This window comes from Streptomyces sp. MST-110588 (assembly GCF_022695595.1).
Lineage (GTDB): Bacteria > Actinomycetota > Actinomycetes > Streptomycetales > Streptomycetaceae > Streptomyces.
Genome location: NZ_CP074380.1, coordinates 3,197,141 through 3,215,310, shown reverse-complemented (window position 1 = coordinate 3,215,310; position 18,170 = coordinate 3,197,141). Strand labels below are relative to the sequence as shown.

The window sequence follows — 18,170 nt, the reverse complement described above, 5'->3', positions numbered from 1 at the left end:
GGAACGTGCCGGACGATCCGAGTAAAGGAGGGGCGCGGCGAGTGGTGTAGTCCACTGCCGCGAACTGTCCGTGACGCTACCGGGGCGCGGGGCCCGTGTCAGTAGCCGGCAGGTCACGAAATCGGCGGGAGGGGGGCGGGGTTGGGGCGGTACGGGGCGATGGGGCGTCGATGAGGGGCGGTGCTGTGGGGGGCGGGGCTGTGGGGGCAGCCAGGCGGCCATTGACGGAGTGAGTACTCACTCCGTACGGTACCCGGCATGTCCGCCACTGACGCGCACCAATCGCTCCCCGACGCGTACGACTCCCTGTCCCGCCGCAGCCGGAAGCTGGTGACCTGTGCCCTGCTGGCCTGTGCGTTCCTGGCCATGCTGGACGGCACCGTGATCGGCACCGCACTGCCGCGCATCGTCGGCCAACTCGGCGGAACCGGCACGTGGTACGTCTGGCTCCTGACCGCCTACCTGCTGACCTCCTCGGTGAGCGTGCCGGTCTACGGGCGCTGCTCCGACCTGTACGGGCGCCGGCGGCTGCTGCTCGGCGGACTGGCCCTCTTCCTGCTCGGCTCGCTCGCCTGCGGGCTGTCCGGGTCCGTACAGACGCTGATCGTCGCCCGGGCGGTGCAGGGCCTGGGCGCCGGCGCGCTGCTCACCCTCGGCATGGCGCTGATCCGCGATCTCCACCCGCCCGGCCGCTCCGACGGTCTGGTCCGCATGCAGACGGTGCTGGCCGCGATGATGATCCTGGGCATGGTGGGCGGGCCGGTCCTCGGCGGCCTGCTCACCGATCACGTGGGCTGGCGCTGGGCGTTCTGGATCAATCTGCCCCTCGGACTGGCCGCCGCGGCCGTCCTGGCCCGCGTACTGCCGCAGCGGGGCCCGGCCACCGGGCCCGCCGGTCCGTCGGGTGGTCCGCCGGCCGGTCCGTCGGCCGGTCCGTCGGGCGTCCCCTCAGCCGGCCCGGCCCCGGCCCCGATCCTGGTCGCCGGGCGGCTCGACGTGGCCGGAATCGCGCTGCTCACCGCCGGTCTCTCGCTGACCCTGACCGGTCTCAGCCTCAAGGGCAACACGGTCGACGGACAGCGGATCCCATGGAGCGACCCGGCCGTCGCGGGCTGTCTGCTGGGCGGTCTGGCCCTCCTGGCGCTGCTGGTGCCGGTCGAACGGCGCGCGGCCGTTCCCGTGCTGCCGCTGTCTCTCTTCCGCCACCGTGGCTACGGTGCGCTGCTGATCGCCGGGTTCCTCTTCCAGGCCGCAGCCCTGCCCATAGGGGCGTTTGTGCCGCTGTACTTCCAGTACGTACGCGGCCACTCGGCCACCGGCTCGGGCTTGTTGCTGCTGCCCCTGCTGATCGGCATGACCCTGGGCAACCGGCTCACCGCGTCCGCCGTCGTACGCGGCGGACGCGTCAAACCCGCGCTGCTGACCGGAGCGGGCCTGCTCACCGCCGGCACCGCCGCATTCTTCGCCTTGGACGCCTCGACGCCCCTCGTACTGGTCTGCGGTTTCCTGCTGCTGACGGGCCTGGGCACCGGGCCGGCGATGGGCGGCATCACGATCGCCGCGCAGAACAGCGTGCCGCCCGCCGACATGGGCACGGCCACCGCGGGATCGGCCCTGACCAAGCAGATCGGCGGCGCGTTCGGCCTGGCCTGCGCCCAGTCCCTGACGGGGCGGTACGGGACGGTGTGCGGGGCTGCGTGCGGCGCCCCGGAGGCCGGACCCGCCATCGCCTGGACCGGCACCGTCGCGGGGCTCCTCGCCCTGCTCACGCTGCTGCTGATGCGGGACATCGCGGTGCCGGGGGCGGGGGTGCCCGTGCCCCGCAGGGCCGTACCCGCCGTCTGCGTGGCGTCCGTTGACGACAGGGCCTAACGGCCGTCCTGTTCGTGGCCGGACGGCCCGGTGCGCCGTCGGCGCCGTACGACGAAGGTGGCGCCGCCGACGAGGACGAGGGCTCCGGCCGCGCCCGCGGACACAGGAACCAGAGCGCCGCCGCCCTGGTCCCCGGAGCCCTTCTCGGAGCCGGCCGTCGGCGTGTGCGCCGTGCCCGGCGCGGCGGAGCCGTCTTTCCTGCCGGAGCCGTGCTTCTCGTCGGGTCCGGGCTTGTCGTCCGGGCCCCGCTTCCCCGCGCACGCCTGCTCGTTGCCGGGGTCCGTCCTGGCGGTCACGGTCAGCGTCGTACGGCCCAGGCCGCTGGACGCGGCGGCGGCAGCCCGTGGGCCCACCAGCTTCACCGGGTACGTCCCCGGCTTGACGTCACATCGCACCCGCGCCGTACCCCGGCCGTTGAACCGCTCCTCGCTCACGACCACCGGCCCGGTGAAGGCGGGCGACTCAAGGGTCAGCCGGCCCTTGCCGTCGGCGAACGAGAGCAGGCCGGGCGTGGCGGTCAGCACGATCTCGGCGCCGCGCTGGGCGGGGACGCCGGGGTCCTGGACGACGATGCCGGAGTCGCCCCCGTCCGTGCCGTCCGTGCCGTCCGCGGCGGCGAGCGGGGCGGACGAAAGGGACAGCACCGACAGAGCCAGCACGAGCCCGGCGGCCCCGGCGAGCCCACCGGGCCGTGCCGTCCGACCGACCCGACCGGTCCCGCCGTCTCCGGAAGCCCTGTAGGCCCCGGAGGCGGCGCGGCGTACGAAGGGACGTGTCATGCGGTTACTTCACCCTCGGGGGGACGAGCTGGGTTTCCTTGCCCAGGCTCTTGCCGTTGTCGGAGTACAGCGTGACCTCTCCGTCGATCCACCGCACGATGAGGTCGTCCGGGTAGCCGTTGGCGGAGAAGCTGCCGGCGGTCGCGGGCCTTGCGCTGGGCCAGGTGTTGTTCGCGCCCTTCATCTGGAGCCCCTTGTCGAGCTTGGCGGACTGGCTGACGTCCGTGAACAGTGTCAGCCCACCGTTCTTCCAGCGCACCAGCACGTCCCAGTTGTCGTTGCCCGTGAAGTCGCCGGAGGCGAGCACCGTGGCGCCCTTCCACGCGTCGCTCTTGGGCCGGAGCTGCTTCTCGCGCTTGAGTTTCGCGCCGGCGTCGACGTCCGTGTAGAGGGTGACCCTGCCGTCGGACCAGCGTGCGAGGAGGTCGTCGGTCTTCTTGTTGCCGCTGAAGCGACCCGCGACGATCTCGGTGACGTTCTTCCAGGCGCCCTTGGCCTTCAACTCGGTCTCTTTGGAGAGCCCGTTGGCGGGGGAGACGTCCGTGTAGAGGGACACCTCGCCGTCGACCCAGCGCACGACCAGGTCGGACAGGCCACCGCCGGCGAAGTTGCCGCCGGTGATCGACCGGACCATCGGCCAGGTCTTGTTCTTCGCCTTCAGTACGGTCTCGCCGCTGAACCCGCCGCGGCCGTTGCCCGTGTAGAGCGTGACCTCACCGGTGGACCACACCACGATCATGTCGCTCTTGCCGTCGCCGGTGTAGTCGCCCGTGGCCAGGTTCTGGGCGCCGACCCAGGTCGAACCGCCGTCGCGGTGCATGGTGTAGGGGCGGGGGCCGTTCTGGGGCGTGCGGTTGTTGACGGCGTCGTCGTAGAGCTTGAAGATCGCGTCGTCGTAGTACGGGCTGAAGGAGATCCGGTCGTAGCCGGGGCCGCCGGCGGGGCCGCCGCCGTTCCAGCCGCCGATGTTGCCGATGACCTTGCCGGTGCCGGTGGAGGCGTTGAAGTCCAGCAGCCAGGGGCTGCCCGAGGTGCCGCCGTAGAAGCCGCCGCACTCCATCCGCATCTGCTTGTAGCCGGTCAGCCGGGTGGTTGCCGTCTTGGGGCACCGCAGGGCCCGGTCGCCGGGGTTGTAGGCGTGCTTGGGGTACCCGATGACCGAGACGGAGTTGTTGTAGCCGGGGGTGCGGGTCAGCTTGTTGCCGCCGCCGGTCGCCTTCTGGACCTCCACGCCCTTGGTGTTGGGCTTCACCCTGGCGAAGGCGAAGTCCAGATCGGACATCGGGCCACGGTCGTTCGCGCGGTAACGGCTGTCCCGGAACCAGCGGTCGACGGCGAAAGCGCCGTGCGGCTGGTCGTCCGCGGACTTGCCCCGCTGATAGCGCGGAATGAAGATCGCGTTGTCACCGCCGGTGCAGTGGGCGGCGGTGAGAATCAGATTGCTGCCGGGGCTCTGTACGACACTGGCCGTGCAGAAGTGGGCCTCCATGCCCGCCCCGGTGAGAAAGAGCAGACCGACCGTCGGGGTGCCGTCGAAGTACTCCCCGTCGGCGCCCTTCTTCGCGGCGGCCGGCCGCGTGAGCGTCATCGTGTGCGGCTGAGCCGCTCCCTTGGTTTCCGCCCGGGTTGCGGAGCCGCCACGGGGTCCCTGCGGCCCGACCTCGGTCGCGGATTCCAGACGCGCCGCCGTCCAGAAATTCTCCGCGTCCTTGCTCGTCCATTTCTTGGTGACATTGTGCGTGGCCACCGGGAGAGGCGTGGGTGTCGCGGGTGGCGGGGGGACGGGTGCGACGACCGTGGCGGAGGGGTCCGCCGACGCGGAGGACGATGCCGAGGTGGACGAGGACGGCGTACCGACCGCCGTCGCGGCGATGCCCGCCGCGACGAGCATGCCTCCGCCGAGACCTATGACAACGCTTCTGGTCCTTCGGGAAAAGCGCACAAATACCTTCTCATCGCGGAATGCGAAACGCGCGGAAATCCGGACGGCCCGCGGCGAACGCGCCAGGCAGGCTGTCTACGGACATCCAGCACATCCAACACTTCCGATACAAAAGCCCGCACGGTCCGGATCGGCCGGATCACTGCGGCGCGACGACCGGGAAGCGCGGACAACTGAAGTAATGGGGCCGGCCGAGGCCGGCACGTCAGGGGTTTACCGGCGGCGCCCCTGTTCGGACGCGGATGTGTGCGCGCATTCGTATGCGTATGCGTACATATACGCGGACGTGGCGCGGTCCCGTGACCCACGGCGACAGCTCATGCCCAGCAACCCCCCTGCGGAAAGTCGATCCGGTACCGACGGGCAAGGAAAGCCGAGCCGGCCAGGTTTGTCGAACGATTTTGCCTTCCCCGTACGAATTGCCGCAAGGTGGTGACGTCGCATGTGATCCGCTTCACTGCGAACTTCGCGAAAATCCCGTAAAAGACAGCCCGGTCGGTCGGAGAGACCCGCCCCGGGGGGCGCCACAAAAACGCCGGTACGTCACCGCATCAAAACCCGCAGCCGCCGGCTGATTCCACGCAATCCGGCCGAATCCGCCATCGCAGGACCGCCGGTCGTCCTCGGACAGTCGCCCTGCATGAGCAAGAGCCCCAGGTCATCACCCGACCTGGGGCTCTTCGGCTTCTGAGCCCCCTGTCGGATTCGAACCGACGACCTACGCTTTACAAGAGCGTTGCTCTGACCAGCTGAGCTAAGGAGGCAATGGATCCGCGGATCCGGCAACTAGCCTAGCCGATACGGGCGTCAACCTGACAAGAGGCAGGTTCCCGCAGGTCAGGCGGGTAATGGGGAGCCGTACGGTAGGGGTGGCCGGTCGGGGCGGGTGAGGGGCTTGTGGCGGGGAGCGGGGCGGCCTGTCCGTGGGGCCGAGGCGGGCGGGCGGGCGTAGATTCGCGGCATGGCGAGTTCGATGATGAACGCGATGACACGTGAGGACTACGAGCGGCGGATGCGGCGGGCCGGGCGGGCCGCCGCGGACGCGGGGCTGGCGGGGCTGATCGTCACGCCGGGGCCCGACCTGGCATGGCTGTGCGGGTACCAGCCACCCGTCACGGAGCGGCTGACCGCGCTGCTGCTGCGCCCCGATGAGCGGCCGGTGCTGGTGGTGCCCGCGCTGGAGCGGCCGGACGCGGAGCGGTCCCCGGCGGGCGGTGCGATGGAGATGGCCGGGTGGCGGGACGGGGAGGACCCGTACGCCGTAATGGCGCGGCGCCTTGCCCATCAGGGCCGTTACGGGATTTCGGACGCGGCGTGGGCGATGCATCTGCTGGGGCTCCAGCGCACGCTGCCGCAGGTCTCGTACACCTCGCTGACCGAGGGGCTGCCGATGCTGCGCGCGGTCAAGGACGAGCACGAGGTGGCACTGCTGGCGGCGGCGGGGCAGGCCGCGGACGCCACGTACGAGGACATCCTGAAGGTGCCTTTCGCCGGACGGCGCGAGAGCGACGTGGCGGCGGACCTGGCGCGGCTGCTGAGGGAACACGGGCACAGCCAGGTGGACTTCACGATCGTGGGGTCGGGACCCAACGGCGCCAATCCGCACCATGAGGCGAGCGATCGGGTCATCGAGGACGGGGACATGGTCGTCCTGGACTTCGGCGGGCTGAAGGACGGCTACGGGTCGGACACGACACGTACCGTGCACGTGGGGGAGCCGACCGCCGAGGAGCGCAAGGTGCACGACATCGTGCGGGAGGCGCAGCAGGCGGCGTTCGAGGCGGTACGGCCGGGCGCGGCCTGCCAGGAGATCGACCGGGTGGCGCGGAAGGTCATCAAGGCGGCGGGCTACGGCGAGTACTTCATTCACCGGACGGGGCACGGCATCGGCGTCACCACGCACGAGCCGCCGTACATGGTGGAGGGCGAACACCTGCCGCTGGTCCCCGGGATGTGCTTCTCGATCGAGCCGGGGATCTATCTGCCGGGGCGGTTCGGGGTCCGTATCGAGGACATCGTGACCTGTACGGAGACGGGCGGGCGGCGGCTGAACAACACGCCCCGGGAAATGGGGATCGTGGGGTAGCGGCCCTATGGGTGCCGGGGAGAGGCCGCCCTGTGGTGGGTGGCCTCTCCTGGTTCTTCCTGCCTCTACCTGAGAGGGCCCGTACCTGAGAGGGCCTGCGGAAAGCGCGGGGCCTACGGGACGAGGACCACCTTGCCCGTCGTGCCGCGGGTCTCCAGGGCCCGGTGCGCCGCCGCGGCCTCGGCGAGCGGGAAGCGCTGTACGTCCGGTACGAGCCGGCCGGCCCGCCACTCGGCCAGTGCGGCGTCCTCCAGGGTGCGTATCGGGTCCTCGCCGCCGGCCCTGGCCAGCATCGGCGGGCCGAGGACCGGCAGGGAGGTGATGCCGCGCCCGGCCAGTTCCTCCTCGGTGAATTCCAGCGGGCCGCCGTCCTTGATGCCCTGGGAGGACCAGCCGAAGACGAGGTGGCGGCCTCCGGGCGCGAGGAGATCCACGGCGGCACGTCCGGTGGCGCCGCCGACGGAGTCGAAGACGACGGTGGCACCGGGCGCGCCGCGCTCCTTGAGGAACGTACGGACCGGCGTGGGCCAGTCGGGGTCCTTGTAGTCGACGGAGAGGTCGGCGCCCCGCTCCCGTACGCGGGCGGCCTTGTGCGGGCCGCCGGACAGGCCGATGACGGTGGCGCCGGTGTTCTTGGCGTACTGGACGAGCAGCGAGCCGATGCCGCCCGCCGCCGCGGGGACGACGGCGATGTCGTCGGCGGTGAGTTCCGCGAAGAGCAGGATGCCCATGGTGGTACGGCCGGTGCCGATCATGGCGACGGCCTCGGCCTCGTCACGGCCGTCGGGGATCTCGTGCAGCCGGCCGGCGGCCACGACGGCGCGCTCGGCGTAGCCACCGGGGGCCGTGCCGAGATGCGCGACCACCCGGCGGCCCAGCCACCTGGGGTCCGTGCCCTCGCCGAGCGCCTCGACCGTGCCGGCGACCTCACGGCCGGGGACGGTCGGGAGGTCCGGCGGCGGGATCGGGCCGCTGTCCAGGCCCTCGCGCAGCGCGGTGTCCAGGAGGTGGACGCCGGCGGCGGCGACGGCGATACGGACCTGGCCGGGCCCTGGTTCAGGGGTCCGGGTTTCCTCGTACGTCAGGTTCTCGGCGGGGCCGAAGGCGTGGAGCCGGATCGCGTACATGGTTCTCCTGGTGGGACTGCGGAGCTGGTGGGGCCGGGGCCCGGCGTCGGGGTTCGATGCCGGGCTCAGCCTCGCTCCTCAAGTTGAGTTGAGGTCAAGCGGCGAAGGAATGCGGCGAGTACGAGGAGGCGAGGGCCAGACTGCTGGCCTCCAGGGCACTGGTGAAGGACACCTCACTGAGCACGCCGGGCGCCGCCACCTGGTCCCCGGCCAGGTAGACGCCGTTGCCGCGGTCGATGGCGGGACGGTCGCGCCAGGTGGTGCCGGGCGGGTCCACCGCGCCCGTACGGCCGATGGCCAGGGATTCGCGGCGCCAGGTGGTGCGTTCGCGCCAGGCGGGGAAGCCGGCGTCCAGGAGGCGTTCGGCACGGGCGATGCCGTCGGCACGCCGTTCGTGGGGTGCGATGCCGATCTGTCCCTGGATGAGCTGCTCTCCCTTGGGGGCGAGGGAGGGGTCCTGGGCGGTGAAACGTTCCACCCAGCCGGAGAAGTCGAGTCCGGAGAGCGCGAACGGGTCGCCGCGCCGGGTCCGTACGGCCAGGTCGATCAGCACCGTACGGGCGCTGCTCCAGCTCAGGGACCCGGTGCCGGCCGGGGCTGGTGGGGTGTCGCCGCCGGGGACCGCCGGGGCGGCGGCGCCCGGGGCCGGAGGGAGGCCGCCGCCCAGCAGGGCACGGGCGGAGTCCAGGTGGGTGGCGATGATGACCGGGCGGTCCTCGGGCAGCGCGTCGACGCGGGCACCGGTCTCGATCCGTACGCCGAGCGCGAGGGCGTACCGGGCCATACGGGCGATCAGCTCGCCCCAGCCGCCGCGGATGTAGTGGGCCTCCGGCGGCAGGGAGGTGGTGCGGCGCAGCCGTTCCTGGACGAAGGCGGCGGAGAGCTGTCCGGGGTCGTGGTGGAAGGTGGCGACGCCGGTGTAGTACGCGGCGGCCCGGGCCGTCGGCTCCCCGACCAGGGAGCCGGCCCAGGAGAGGAAGTCCGTGTCCACGGGAGCGTCCTTGCGGGCGCGCAGCTTGAGGATGCCCAGCGGTGGGAGGCGGCGGAGGGCGCCGTGGTGGTGGAAGCGCAGGCTCGCGGCTTCCCGGAGCGGGAGCGGCGCGAGGGGTTTGATCAGGTCGCGCCGCTTGAGCCAGGACCAGTGGGGGCCTCGGTTGTACAGCGCGTGCGGGCCCTCGTTGACGTGGTACGGGCCTTCGGCGGTACGGGCCCGGCCGCCGAGGGTGCGGTGGGCTTCGTAGAGGGTGACGGTGGCGCCGGCCTCGGCGGACGAGATGGCGGCGGTCAGGCCCGCGAAGCCGCCGCCGATGACGGTGATCTGTCGGGACACGGTGCGTTCTCCTCCGGTGATGACGGTGGTGGTGATGGTTGGTGACGGCTTTTCGGTGACGGTTTTTCACTGACGGTTGGTGACGGTTTTCGGTGACGGCCGCGATGGCGGTGGCGGTCCCCGGCACGGTGACGGGGGCCGGCCTGGTTGCCGTGATCGGCTGTCGCCGACTTGGACGGACGGGCCGTCGCGAAATGTGACACGCGGGCGGCGGAGGAGGTGTTTACGCAGGTCGGATGGGGTGCGGAGGAGTGCCGCGGGGCTGTTGTCAGTGGTGTGGTCCACGATGGGGGCAGGTGAGCGGAGTGGGAGAGGGAGGCGGCGGCCGTATGGCGGAGCGAGGCGAAGAGACCGGGGCGCGAGCGACGCGGCCGGCGCAGTCGGTACGGCCGGTGCGGCGGACCGAGGTGCGGCTGCCGGAGCTGCGGACGCACGACGGCGGAGCACTGGAGACGGAGGGGGATTACGACGGGCTGGAGTTCGCGGACGCCGATCTGAGCGGACAGTCCGGGCGCGGGGCGCGCTTTTTGGACTGCGCGGTACGGCGCTGTGTCCTGGACGGGACGGTGCTGAGCCGGGCGCGCTTCATCGACAGCGTGCTGGAGGGCGTGCGCGGGGTGGGGACGGACCTGTCGCAGGCCTCGCTGCGGGATGTGGAGATCACCGACGCCCGGCTCGGCGGGGCGCAGTTGCACGGCGCGGCGCTGGAACGGGTGGTGATCCGCGGCGGGAAGATCGACTTCCTGAACCTGCGCCGGGCGAAGCTGAAGGACGTGGCCTTCGAGGGCTGTGTCCTGGTCGAGGCGGACTTCGGGGGAGCGCAGCTCGAACGGGTCAGCTTCGCGGACTGCACGCTCACGCGCATGGACTTCAGCGAGGTGCGGATGAGGGACGTGGACCTGCGCGGGACGGCGGCGCTGGACATCGCCCGGGGGATCGACCGGCTGGCGGGGGCCGTGATCAGCCCGGCGCAACTGATGGATCTGGCCCCGGCGTTCGCCGCGCAGGTGGGGGTGCGGGTGGAGTGATGCAGGGAGGAGGCGGGGCGAGTCGGGGGTGGAGTAGGGGTGGAGTAGGGGGTGAGTCAGGGACGGGCCCGGGTTGGGCAGGGGGGAACGGGGAGAGGAAAAGGGTGGGGGGTGACGGGCGTGGAAAAGAACCGGACGGAGCAGGCGGGGCAGACGGCAGGGCGCCCGGTGCGGGCGGGGGCGGGGGTCAGACGCGGGGGAAGCGGGCCTGGAGGTCCCATACGGCGGGGTTGTCGGCGAGCCCCTCGTGCATGTCGGTGAGGTCGGCGATCAGGTCGTGCAGGAAGTCGCGGGTCTCGCGGCGCAGCGCTGCGTGGTTGAAGGAGAGCGGGGGTTCGTCGGCCGGCATCCAGTCGGCGGTGACATCCACCCAGCCGAAGCGGCGCTCGAAGAGCATCCGGTCGGTGGACTCGGTGAAGTCCAGCTCGGCGTACTGCGGTTGCGCGGCGCGGTTGCCGCGCGGGTCGCGGTCGATCCGCTCGACGATGTCGCACAGTGCCCAGGCGAAATCCAGCACCGGCACCCATCCCCAGGCTGTGGACAGTTCGCGGTCCGCCTTGGTGTCGGCGAGGTAGACGTCGCCGCAGAAAAGGTCGTGGCGCAGGGCGCGTACGTCCGCGCGGCGGTAGTCCGTCTGGGGCGGGTCCGGGAAACGACGGGAGAGGGAATAGCCGAGGTCGATCACGTACTTGATGGTGTCACGCCCGCGCCGTTGATCTTCGGCGCCTCCGGTCGTGGCGTGGGCGGGCCGGAGCGGACAAATCAGAGGGTGGGAATCAGAACATGTCGAGTCATCTGGCAAGACGTACGGGAATCGCGGTGCTCTCGGCCGGGGTACTGGCCGTACTGCCCGTGTCGCCGGTGTCGCCCGCGGCAGGGGGCGGCAGCGCCCATGCCGCCACGGCCGGTACCGGTGCCGATTCCGCTGCTGCTGCCGCCGCCGTCGGGGAAGGCGGGTGGCGGGGCGGCTGGGCCGCTGCCCCGCAGTCGCCGAGCGATCTGATCCCGAACTGGGCGGTCAAGGGCTTCGAGCGGCAGACGGTCCGGCAGGTCGTACGGGTGAGCACCGGCGGCTCCCGGGCCCGTATCGAGCTGTCCAACCGGTACGGCCGTACGCCGCTGACGATCACCGGCGCGACCCTGGCCCGTACGGACAAGGGCGCGGCGGTCAAGGAAGGCTCGGTCCGCGAGCTGCGCTTCGGGCACCGGCGGTCGGTGACGATCCCGGCGGGCGGTGAGGTGCGCAGCGACGGGATACCGATGAAGGTCAAGGCGCTGGAGTCCCTGACGGTCACGCTGTACGTGGCCGGGCCGACCGGGCCGGCCACGTACCACGCCCTCGCCTCGGCCACGAGCTACCGGGCGGCGGGCGACCACCGCGCCGACACCGCGGCCGGGGCGTTCACCGAGACGTCGCAGTCCTGGTACTTCCTCTCGGGAGTCGAGGTCTCGGGCAGCCAGGAGCCGCACCGCGGTACGGGCCGGGAACCGTACCGGGGCGGAGGCCGGGACGCGTACCGGGGCGGAGGCCGGGACGCGGTGGTGGCCTTCGGCGACTCCATCACCGACGGCTACGCCTCCACCGTCGACGCGGACAACCGCTACCCCGACGAGCTGGCCGAGCGCTTCGTGGCCGCCGGGCGCCCGCGCAGCGTCCTCAACCAGGGCATCAGCGGCAACCAGCTCACCACCGACTCCTCCTGGGCCGGGGAGAAGGGAGTCACCCGCTTCCGGCACGATGTGCTCGGCGAGCCGCGGGTCGGCACGGTGATCGTGATGGAGGGAATCAACGACATCGGGATGAGCGGGTGGAAGGACGCACCGACCCCCACCCCCGACGTATCGGTGCAGCAACTGATCAACGGCCAGCGCGACGTGATCCGCCAGGCGCACGCCAAGGGCGTCAAGGTGATCGGTGCGACCCTGACGCCGTTCAAGGGCGCGATGTACTACTCCGAGCGCGGCGAAGCCAAGCGGGACGCCCTGAACCACTGGATACGCACCTCCGGCGAGTTCGACGCGGTGGTCGACATGGACCGCGAACTGGCCGACCCCGCCGACCCGGACCGGCTGGCTCCCGCGTACGACTCCGGTGACCACCTCCACCCGAACGACGCCGGGTACCACGCCATGGCCGAGGCCATAGACCTCGACACCCTCTGAGGTGCTCTCCGGCGCGTCCGGCAGACCACGCACGGGAGCCGGCCGGTCCCGCCGGCTCCCGGCGTACCGTCTCCCTGCCCTCCCCGGCCCCTTTACGGGAGGGTCAGGACGCGGGGGCCGTCGTCGGTGATGGCGACCGTGTGCTCGAAATGGGCGGCGCGGCTGCCGTCGGTCGTGCGGAGGGTCCAGCCGTCGGGCGCGGCGTAGTAGTCGTCGCCGCCGCCGGCCAGGAACATCGGCTCGATGGCTATGACGAGGCCGTGCCGCAGGACGAAGCCACGCCCGGGGCGGCCCTCGTTGGGGACCGGCGGGTCCTCGTGCATCCGGCGGCCGATGCCGTGGCCGCCGAAGTCGGCCGGGATGCCGTAGCCGGCGGCCCGGCCGACGCTGCCGATCGCATGTGAGATGTCACCGATCCGGGCGCCGACGACCGCCGCCGCGATGCCCGCCTCCAGGGCCCGGCGGGTGGTGTCCATCAGCCGCCGGTCCTCGGGGCGGGCGGTGCCCACGCAGAAGCTGAGCGCCGCGTCACCGGCCCAGCCGTCCACGACCGCGCCGCAGTCGGCGCTGACCAGGTCCCCGTCGCGCAGCCGGTAGGTGTCAGGGACGCCGTGCACGATCGCGTCATTGACCGAGATGCACAGGACGGCGGGGAAGGGAGTGGGGGCGAACGACGGGCGGTACCCGAGGAACGGTGAGGTGGCTCCCGCCTCCCGCAGGACCGTACGGGCCACCTCGTCCAGCTCCACCAGCCGCATCCCCGGGGCAGCCGCGCCCCGTACGGCCTCCAGCGCGTCGGCCACCACCCGCCCCGCCACCCGCATCGCGTCCAGCGCACCGTCCGTCTTGATCTCCACCACGCCTGACCACTCCCGATCCGTCAACCAATACTTATACCGGTATTTGTTTACCGGTATTAGTATCACGGGCATGGTGCGCACTCCACTGACCCCCTGGGAACGCGAACGCGGCGAGCGGCTCGGCGCGCTGCTGCGGGCCGCCCGCGGCGACCGCAGCATGGTCGAGATCGCGGCCGGCGCCGGCCTGTCCGCCGAAACCCTGCGCAAGATCGAGACCGGCCGTGCCCCGACCCCGGCCTTCTTCACCGTCGTCGCCCTGGCCGCCACCCTCGGCCTCTCCCTGGACGACCTGGCCACCCTCGCCACCCCACCCCCTGAAACGGCAGCCGCCTGACCCCGGCCAAGACCGAACCCGCCGCCCTCGGCTTCCGCCGCAAACGCGGCCCAGGGGCCGTTGGGAGCGATCGGTACGAGTCCGTACGGCCTCTTGGGGTCACGTACGGGAGCGTTGTCGCGCCCGTACGCGACCTCGATGCACTCGCCCTGGTTCGACCCGCTATGGCTTGACGTGCGCCACGCCGAGGGCGGGAGCTGTTGTCGAGGTCGGCGCAGCGCAGGGCCGAGGCGTCCCGTTCCGGGGTACTTCGTTTCCGGCGTGGACGAGGGGCGAAGACGTCGGGTCGCCCGGGTCCGCCCGTCGGTTCGGCAGACGTCCGGCGAACCGCCTGTCGCTGCCGGGCAGTTGTTTCCGCCCAGTCGTTCCTCGCGGTGAGCGTACTCGTGTGAGGGGCGCGCCAGGCGTGCAGTCATAGGCGTAGAGCGCAGGGGCCCCCGCCGAAAACGGCGGGGGCCCCTGCGCTCTATGAAGAAGGCGTCAGTCGTCAGACGTTGACGCCGAAGTCCTGGGCGATGCCGGCCAGGCCGGAGGCGTAGCCCTGGCCGACGGCGCGGAACTTCCACTCGGCGCCGTTGCGGTACAGCTCGCCGAAGACCATGGCGGTCTCGGTCGCCGCGTCCTCGCTGAGGTCGTAGCGGGCGATCTCCGCGTCGCCGGCCTGGTTGATGATGCGGATGAAGGCGTTACGCACCTGGCCGAAGTTCTGGCTGCGGGCCTCGGCGTCGTAGATCGAGACCGGGAAGACGATCTTCTCGATCTCGGCCGGCAGGGCGGCCAGGTTGACCTTGATCTGCTCGTCGTCGCCCTCGCCCTCGCCGGTGATGTTGTCACCGGTGTGCTCGATGGAGCGGTCGGGGGTGGACTTGTTGTTGAAGAAGACGAAGTGCTGGTCCGAGAAGACCTTGCCCGCGCCGTTGACCGCGATGGCGCTGGCGTCGAGGTCGAAGTCCGTGCCGGTGGTGGTGCGGACGTCCCAGCCCAGGCCGACCGTGACGGCGGTCAGGCCCGGAGCCTCCTTGGTGAGCGAGACGTTGCCGCCCTTGGACAGGCTTACAGGCATGGGGTGTCCCTTTCCTCGTCGAATCATCGGGCTCCGTGCTGCGGACGAAGCTGCCGTCACCCAGGAGAACGTCGGGAGGGACCACCGGGTTCCAGGTCGCTTTACTTTCTTTGCCAAGTACTAACGGCGGCCCGAAGCAGATGGGCAAGAAACGAAATGACGAGGTGGGGGCGGATGCGGGAACATGGGAACCATGTCCGGGCCCTACGTCATCCGCGGTTCGGTCGCTCTTCCCGAGGCTGAACTCCAGTGGCGGTTCTCGCGGTCGTCGGGGCCGGGCGGCCAGCACGTCAACACCTCCGACAGCCAGGTGGAGCTGCGCTTCGACCTCGCCGCCACGGCGGCGCTCCCCGAGGTGTGGAAGGAGCGCGCGCTCCAGCGGCTGGCGGAGCGCGGCCGGCTGCTGGACGGTGGCGTGGTGTCCGTACGGGCCTCCGAGCACCGCTCCCAGTGGCGCAACCGCGAGACGGCCGCGGTCCGGCTGGCCGCGCTCCTGGCGGAGGTCAGCGCGCCGCCGCCCAAGCCGCGCCGCAAGAGCCGTATCCCGCGCGGCATCAATGAGCGGCGGCTGCGGGAGAAGAAGCAGCGTGGTGAGACCAAGCGCGGCCGTTCGGGGCGCGATTGGGTGTGAGGAAGGGGCAGGGGGCGTCCGCTGCCTGAGGGGGCTGCGGGTTCGGGCGCACCCCTGTAACGGCGCTCTTACAGCAATGGCGCCTTTATGACGCTTATGGCGCTTATGACAGGTGACGGTACTTGCCGCGGAAGTACGTCAGGGGGCCGCCGTCCGCGCTGGGGGTCGCGGCGGCCAGTACGCGGCCGATGACGAGGGTGTGGTCGCCGGCGACAACCCGCTGTTCGGTGCGGCACTCCAGGGTCGCCAGCGCGCCGCCGACCAGGGGCGCGTCCGCCTCTTTGCCTCGCACGTACGGAATGTCCTCGAAGAGAAGCCGGTCGCTGATGCGGCCTTTCATCGCGAATCGTCCGGCAATGTGCCGCTGGCTCTCGGCAAGCACCGACACCGCCCACAGCGGTTGGCGTTCCAGAAGGTCGTCCATGCGTGAGTCGTTGCGAACGCTCACCATCACCAGCGGCGGTTCGAGCGAGACCGACATGAAGGCCGTGGCGGTCATGCCGACGTCCTCGCCGCGCGGCCCGTCCTCCGGGTCGTGGGCGGTGACCAGTACGACCCCGGCGGCGAGACGGGACAGGGCGGCGCGGAACTCCTCGTCACTCACCCCACCAGGATGCGGGATCTCCCCGCCGGCCGGGGTGCGGGCGGCCTCCGGACGGGGTGCGGAGTCGGTGGCGGGCGCTGCGGCAGGGGTTTTCGTGAACACGCCATGAACGCTAACCCCGGCGCCGTACGGCCCGCATCGGGCCCGGGACCCAGGCGCGGCCTAGGTCTGACGACGGAGGTGCCCGATACGCTCGAAAGCGCTCGAATTTGCGTTCAGGAAGTGGAGAAGAGAAGTGAGATGCCTCGCTCCGCCGCAGAACGAAGATCGCCAACGAGTCGCCACGCTCTGTGACTTGAGTCACAGCGGGCAGTAATTGTTGACCCTGTGTACCGAGTGAACAGCTCACTGTGATTCAGTGGCCGTGGTAATCGGACGACAAAGAATCCTGGAGTTGCTGTCGAGGTCTCGGGGAGAGCGAGCGATGGAGACCGAGTCGGAGCCATACGTCCGTCTTGCGACCCTGCGGCAACTGCACCAAGTGGTCGCCGAGCTGAACACCGCCCGCAGCCTCGCGGACACCTTGCAGGCCGTCGCGGACGGTGCCACCACCGGACTCGGCTACGAGCTGGCCGCGGTCAACCTCGTACGGCCGGACGGCGACCTCGTCGTCGCCGCGGTGGCGGGCAGCGCGGGCGCGGAGGCCCTCATGGCCGGCCGGGTGGGCTCCCGTGCCGCCTGGGACCGCCGGCTGAGCATGGGTGAGCGCTGGGGCGACCTGTGCTTCATCCCGTACACCGAAGGCTGGGTGCTGGACGACGACGACGTCCCCCAGTGGCACACCGCCGGCCCCGCCCCCCGCTTCCCCGACGAGTGGCACCCGATGGACCGCCTCTTCGCGCCCATGTACGCGGCAGCGAACGGCAACGGCGAACTGCTCGGGGTCATCTCCGTGGACAAGCCGCGCAACGGCCGGCGCCCCGGCGCCTGGGGCCGCGAAGCCCTCCAGATGTACGCGTTCCAGGCCGCCATCGCGATCGGCAACGCCCGGCTGCGCGCCAACATGCAGCGCGCGCTGGTCCGCCTGGAGCGCGAGCAGCAGGCGCTGCGCGCCAGTGAGGAAAGCTTCCGGCAGGCCTTCGAGTACGCGCCGAGCGGGATGGCCATCGCCGAGCTGGGCGGCGACCAGCACGGCCGGCTGCACCGTACGAACGACGCCCTGTGCCGCCTGCTGGGCCGCCCCGCCTCCGCCATGCGCCGCTACTCCTTCTCCGACCTCGTGCACCCGGAGGACATCGGCACCCTGCTGCGCACGTCCGCCGAGGGGGGCCGCGCCGAGCTGCGGCTCGCCCGGCGGGACGGCACCTACGTCTGGGTCTCGCTGCGCAACTCCGTGGTCGCCGACACCGCCGACGGGCCGCGCTTCCTGCTCACCCACGTCGAGGACATCGAGGAGCGCAAGCGGCACGAACTCCAGCTCGCCCACCGCGCCAGCCACGACTCGCTGACCGGCCTGCCCAACAGCGCCGAACTGCGCGCCCGGCTCAGTGCCCGCCTGTGTTCCCGCCCGCCGGGCCCGCCCGCACCGGCCGGCCCGCCGGCGGACGCCTACGCCGCCGCCGTGACGGGCGCGGCCTACCCGGACCACGCGGCGTATCCGGGCAGCCCGGGATACCCGGACCACGCGGGCTATCCGGACCACGCGGGCTACGCGGACGGCCAGGGGCTGCGGCCCGACGGCCCCGAGGTCTTCGGCTCGCTGGACTCCCTGGACTCCTTCGACGGCTTCGAGGGCACCGGCGCGGCCGGCCCGTACGACCACGTCCACACCGTCCCGCCCACGGAAGGCCCGGAGGACGACGGCACCAAGGGGCTCGCGGTCCTCTTCTGCGACCTCGACGGCTTCAAGTCGATCAACGACCGCTTCGGGCACCACACGGGTGACGCGGTCCTCATCGAGGTCGCCCACCGGCTGACCAACGGGGTCCGCGACGGCGACACGGTCGCCCGGCTCGGCGGCGACGAGTTCGTGGTCCTCGCCGACGGCCTGGGCAAGGCCGACGCCGAGGACCTCGCCGTACGGCTGCGCAACGCGATCATTCCGCCGATACGGGTGGACGGGCGGGCGGTACGGGTCGGCGCCAGCTTCGGCATCGGCTGGGCGAGCTGCGGAATGTCGGCCGAGGAGGTCCTGCAGTCCGCCGACCAGCGGATGTACATCGAAAAGCGGTCCCGCTCGAAGACCAACCGCCGGGCCGGCTGACGGGGCCGGTCGACAGGACCGGCTGACGGGGCCGGCCGGAAGGGGCGGCGGTGACCGGGTGGCGGACCCGGCAGCGGCCGGATGGTGGACCCGGCGGCAGTCGGGTGACGGACCCGGCGGCAGACGGGTGAGGGACCCGACGGCGATC

At 71.6% G+C, this 18,170-nt stretch carries 15 protein-coding genes and 1 tRNA gene; 7 read left to right on the top strand and 9 right to left on the bottom strand.

The features are described from left to right. The first annotated feature begins 258 nt into the window (after positions 1-258). The gene (locus tag KGS77_RS13940; RefSeq protein WP_242581394.1) at positions 259-1,872 is read left to right on the top strand and encodes an MFS transporter; all 1,614 of its coding nucleotides are present in this window, start codon (positions 259-261) and stop codon (positions 1,870-1,872) included. On the opposite strand, the gene KGS77_RS13935 is transcribed toward KGS77_RS13940, so the two are convergent. The 3 genes from KGS77_RS13935 to KGS77_RS13925 form a co-directional block, all read right to left on the bottom strand. Then, entirely contained in the window at positions 1,869-2,651 is a 783-nt protein-coding gene (locus KGS77_RS13935; protein WP_242581392.1) for a hypothetical protein, read from the bottom strand. The genes KGS77_RS13940 and KGS77_RS13935 overlap by 4 nt on opposite strands. 4 nt (positions 2,652-2,655) lie before the next feature. Next, entirely contained in the window at positions 2,656-4,542 is a 1,887-nt protein-coding gene (locus KGS77_RS13930; RefSeq protein ID WP_242581390.1) for a trypsin-like serine protease, read from the bottom strand. Between the two features lie 741 nt (positions 4,543-5,283). Further along, positions 5,284-5,357, bottom strand: a tRNA-Thr gene (locus tag KGS77_RS13925). A gap of 221 nt (positions 5,358-5,578) precedes the next feature. Between KGS77_RS13925 and KGS77_RS13920 the strand changes: the two genes are divergently transcribed. Further along, complete coding sequence (locus KGS77_RS13920; protein ID WP_242587463.1) at positions 5,579-6,679, top strand: aminopeptidase P family protein; 1,101 nt, start codon at positions 5,579-5,581, stop codon at positions 6,677-6,679. Between the two features lie 113 nt (positions 6,680-6,792). Here the strand turns inward: KGS77_RS13920 and KGS77_RS13915 are convergent, their stop codons facing one another. Together KGS77_RS13915 and KGS77_RS13910 are read right to left on the bottom strand one after the other, a co-directional pair. After that, a complete protein-coding gene (locus KGS77_RS13915; protein ID WP_242581389.1) occupies positions 6,793-7,806 on the bottom strand; it encodes a zinc-binding dehydrogenase in 1,014 nt (337 codons plus the stop codon). A gap of 94 nt (positions 7,807-7,900) precedes the next feature. Then, positions 7,901-9,136 (bottom strand): FAD-dependent oxidoreductase, encoded by a 1,236-nt coding sequence (locus tag KGS77_RS13910; protein ID WP_242581388.1) that lies wholly within the window; start codon positions 9,134-9,136, stop codon positions 7,901-7,903. A 329-nt stretch (positions 9,137-9,465) separates the two neighbouring features. On the opposite strand from KGS77_RS13910, the gene KGS77_RS13905 reads away from it, so the two are divergent. Next, positions 9,466-10,164, top strand: coding sequence for a pentapeptide repeat-containing protein (locus tag KGS77_RS13905; RefSeq protein ID WP_242581387.1), 699 nt, complete (start codon positions 9,466-9,468; stop codon positions 10,162-10,164). Between the two features lie 187 nt (positions 10,165-10,351). Here KGS77_RS13905 and KGS77_RS13900 read toward each other — a convergent pair whose 3' ends face one another. Continuing rightward, on the bottom strand, positions 10,352-10,849 hold the full coding sequence (locus KGS77_RS13900) for a hypothetical protein (protein WP_242581386.1): 498 nt from the start codon (positions 10,847-10,849) through the stop codon (positions 10,352-10,354). 98 nt (positions 10,850-10,947) lie between these two features. On the opposite strand from KGS77_RS13900, the gene KGS77_RS13895 reads away from it, so the two are divergent. After that, positions 10,948-12,327 carry an SGNH/GDSL hydrolase family protein gene (locus KGS77_RS13895; protein ID WP_242581385.1) on the top strand — a complete coding sequence of 460 codons (1,380 nt, stop codon included), beginning with the start codon at positions 10,948-10,950 and terminating at the stop codon, positions 12,325-12,327. 92 nt (positions 12,328-12,419) lie between these two features. On the opposite strand, the gene map is transcribed toward KGS77_RS13895, so the two are convergent. Continuing rightward, positions 12,420-13,187 (bottom strand): type I methionyl aminopeptidase, encoded by a 768-nt coding sequence (map, locus tag KGS77_RS13890; RefSeq protein ID WP_242581384.1) that lies wholly within the window; start codon positions 13,185-13,187, stop codon positions 12,420-12,422. A 70-nt stretch (positions 13,188-13,257) separates the two neighbouring features. On the opposite strand from map, the gene KGS77_RS13885 reads away from it, so the two are divergent. Then, positions 13,258-13,521, top strand: coding sequence for a helix-turn-helix transcriptional regulator (locus KGS77_RS13885; protein ID WP_242581383.1), 264 nt, complete (start codon positions 13,258-13,260; stop codon positions 13,519-13,521). Between the two features lie 487 nt (positions 13,522-14,008). Here the strand turns inward: KGS77_RS13885 and KGS77_RS13880 are convergent, their stop codons facing one another. After that, the gene (locus KGS77_RS13880; protein ID WP_242581382.1) at positions 14,009-14,584 is read right to left on the bottom strand and encodes a TerD family protein; all 576 of its coding nucleotides are present in this window, start codon (positions 14,582-14,584) and stop codon (positions 14,009-14,011) included. Between the two features lie 193 nt (positions 14,585-14,777). On the opposite strand from KGS77_RS13880, the gene arfB reads away from it, so the two are divergent. Continuing rightward, complete coding sequence (gene arfB, locus KGS77_RS13875; protein ID WP_242581380.1) at positions 14,778-15,215, top strand: alternative ribosome rescue aminoacyl-tRNA hydrolase ArfB; 438 nt, start codon at positions 14,778-14,780, stop codon at positions 15,213-15,215. A gap of 103 nt (positions 15,216-15,318) precedes the next feature. Here arfB and KGS77_RS13870 read toward each other — a convergent pair whose 3' ends face one another. After that, positions 15,319-15,837: a flavin reductase family protein gene (locus KGS77_RS13870; protein ID WP_242587462.1), complete on the bottom strand. Its 519-nt coding sequence runs from the start codon at positions 15,835-15,837 to the stop codon at positions 15,319-15,321. A gap of 406 nt (positions 15,838-16,243) precedes the next feature. Here KGS77_RS13870 and cdgB point away from each other — a divergent pair, with 406 nt between their 5' ends. Further along, positions 16,244-18,022 (top strand): diguanylate cyclase CdgB, encoded by a 1,779-nt coding sequence (gene cdgB, locus KGS77_RS13865; protein ID WP_242581378.1) that lies wholly within the window; start codon positions 16,244-16,246, stop codon positions 18,020-18,022. Positions 18,023-18,170: the final 148 nt, after the last annotated feature.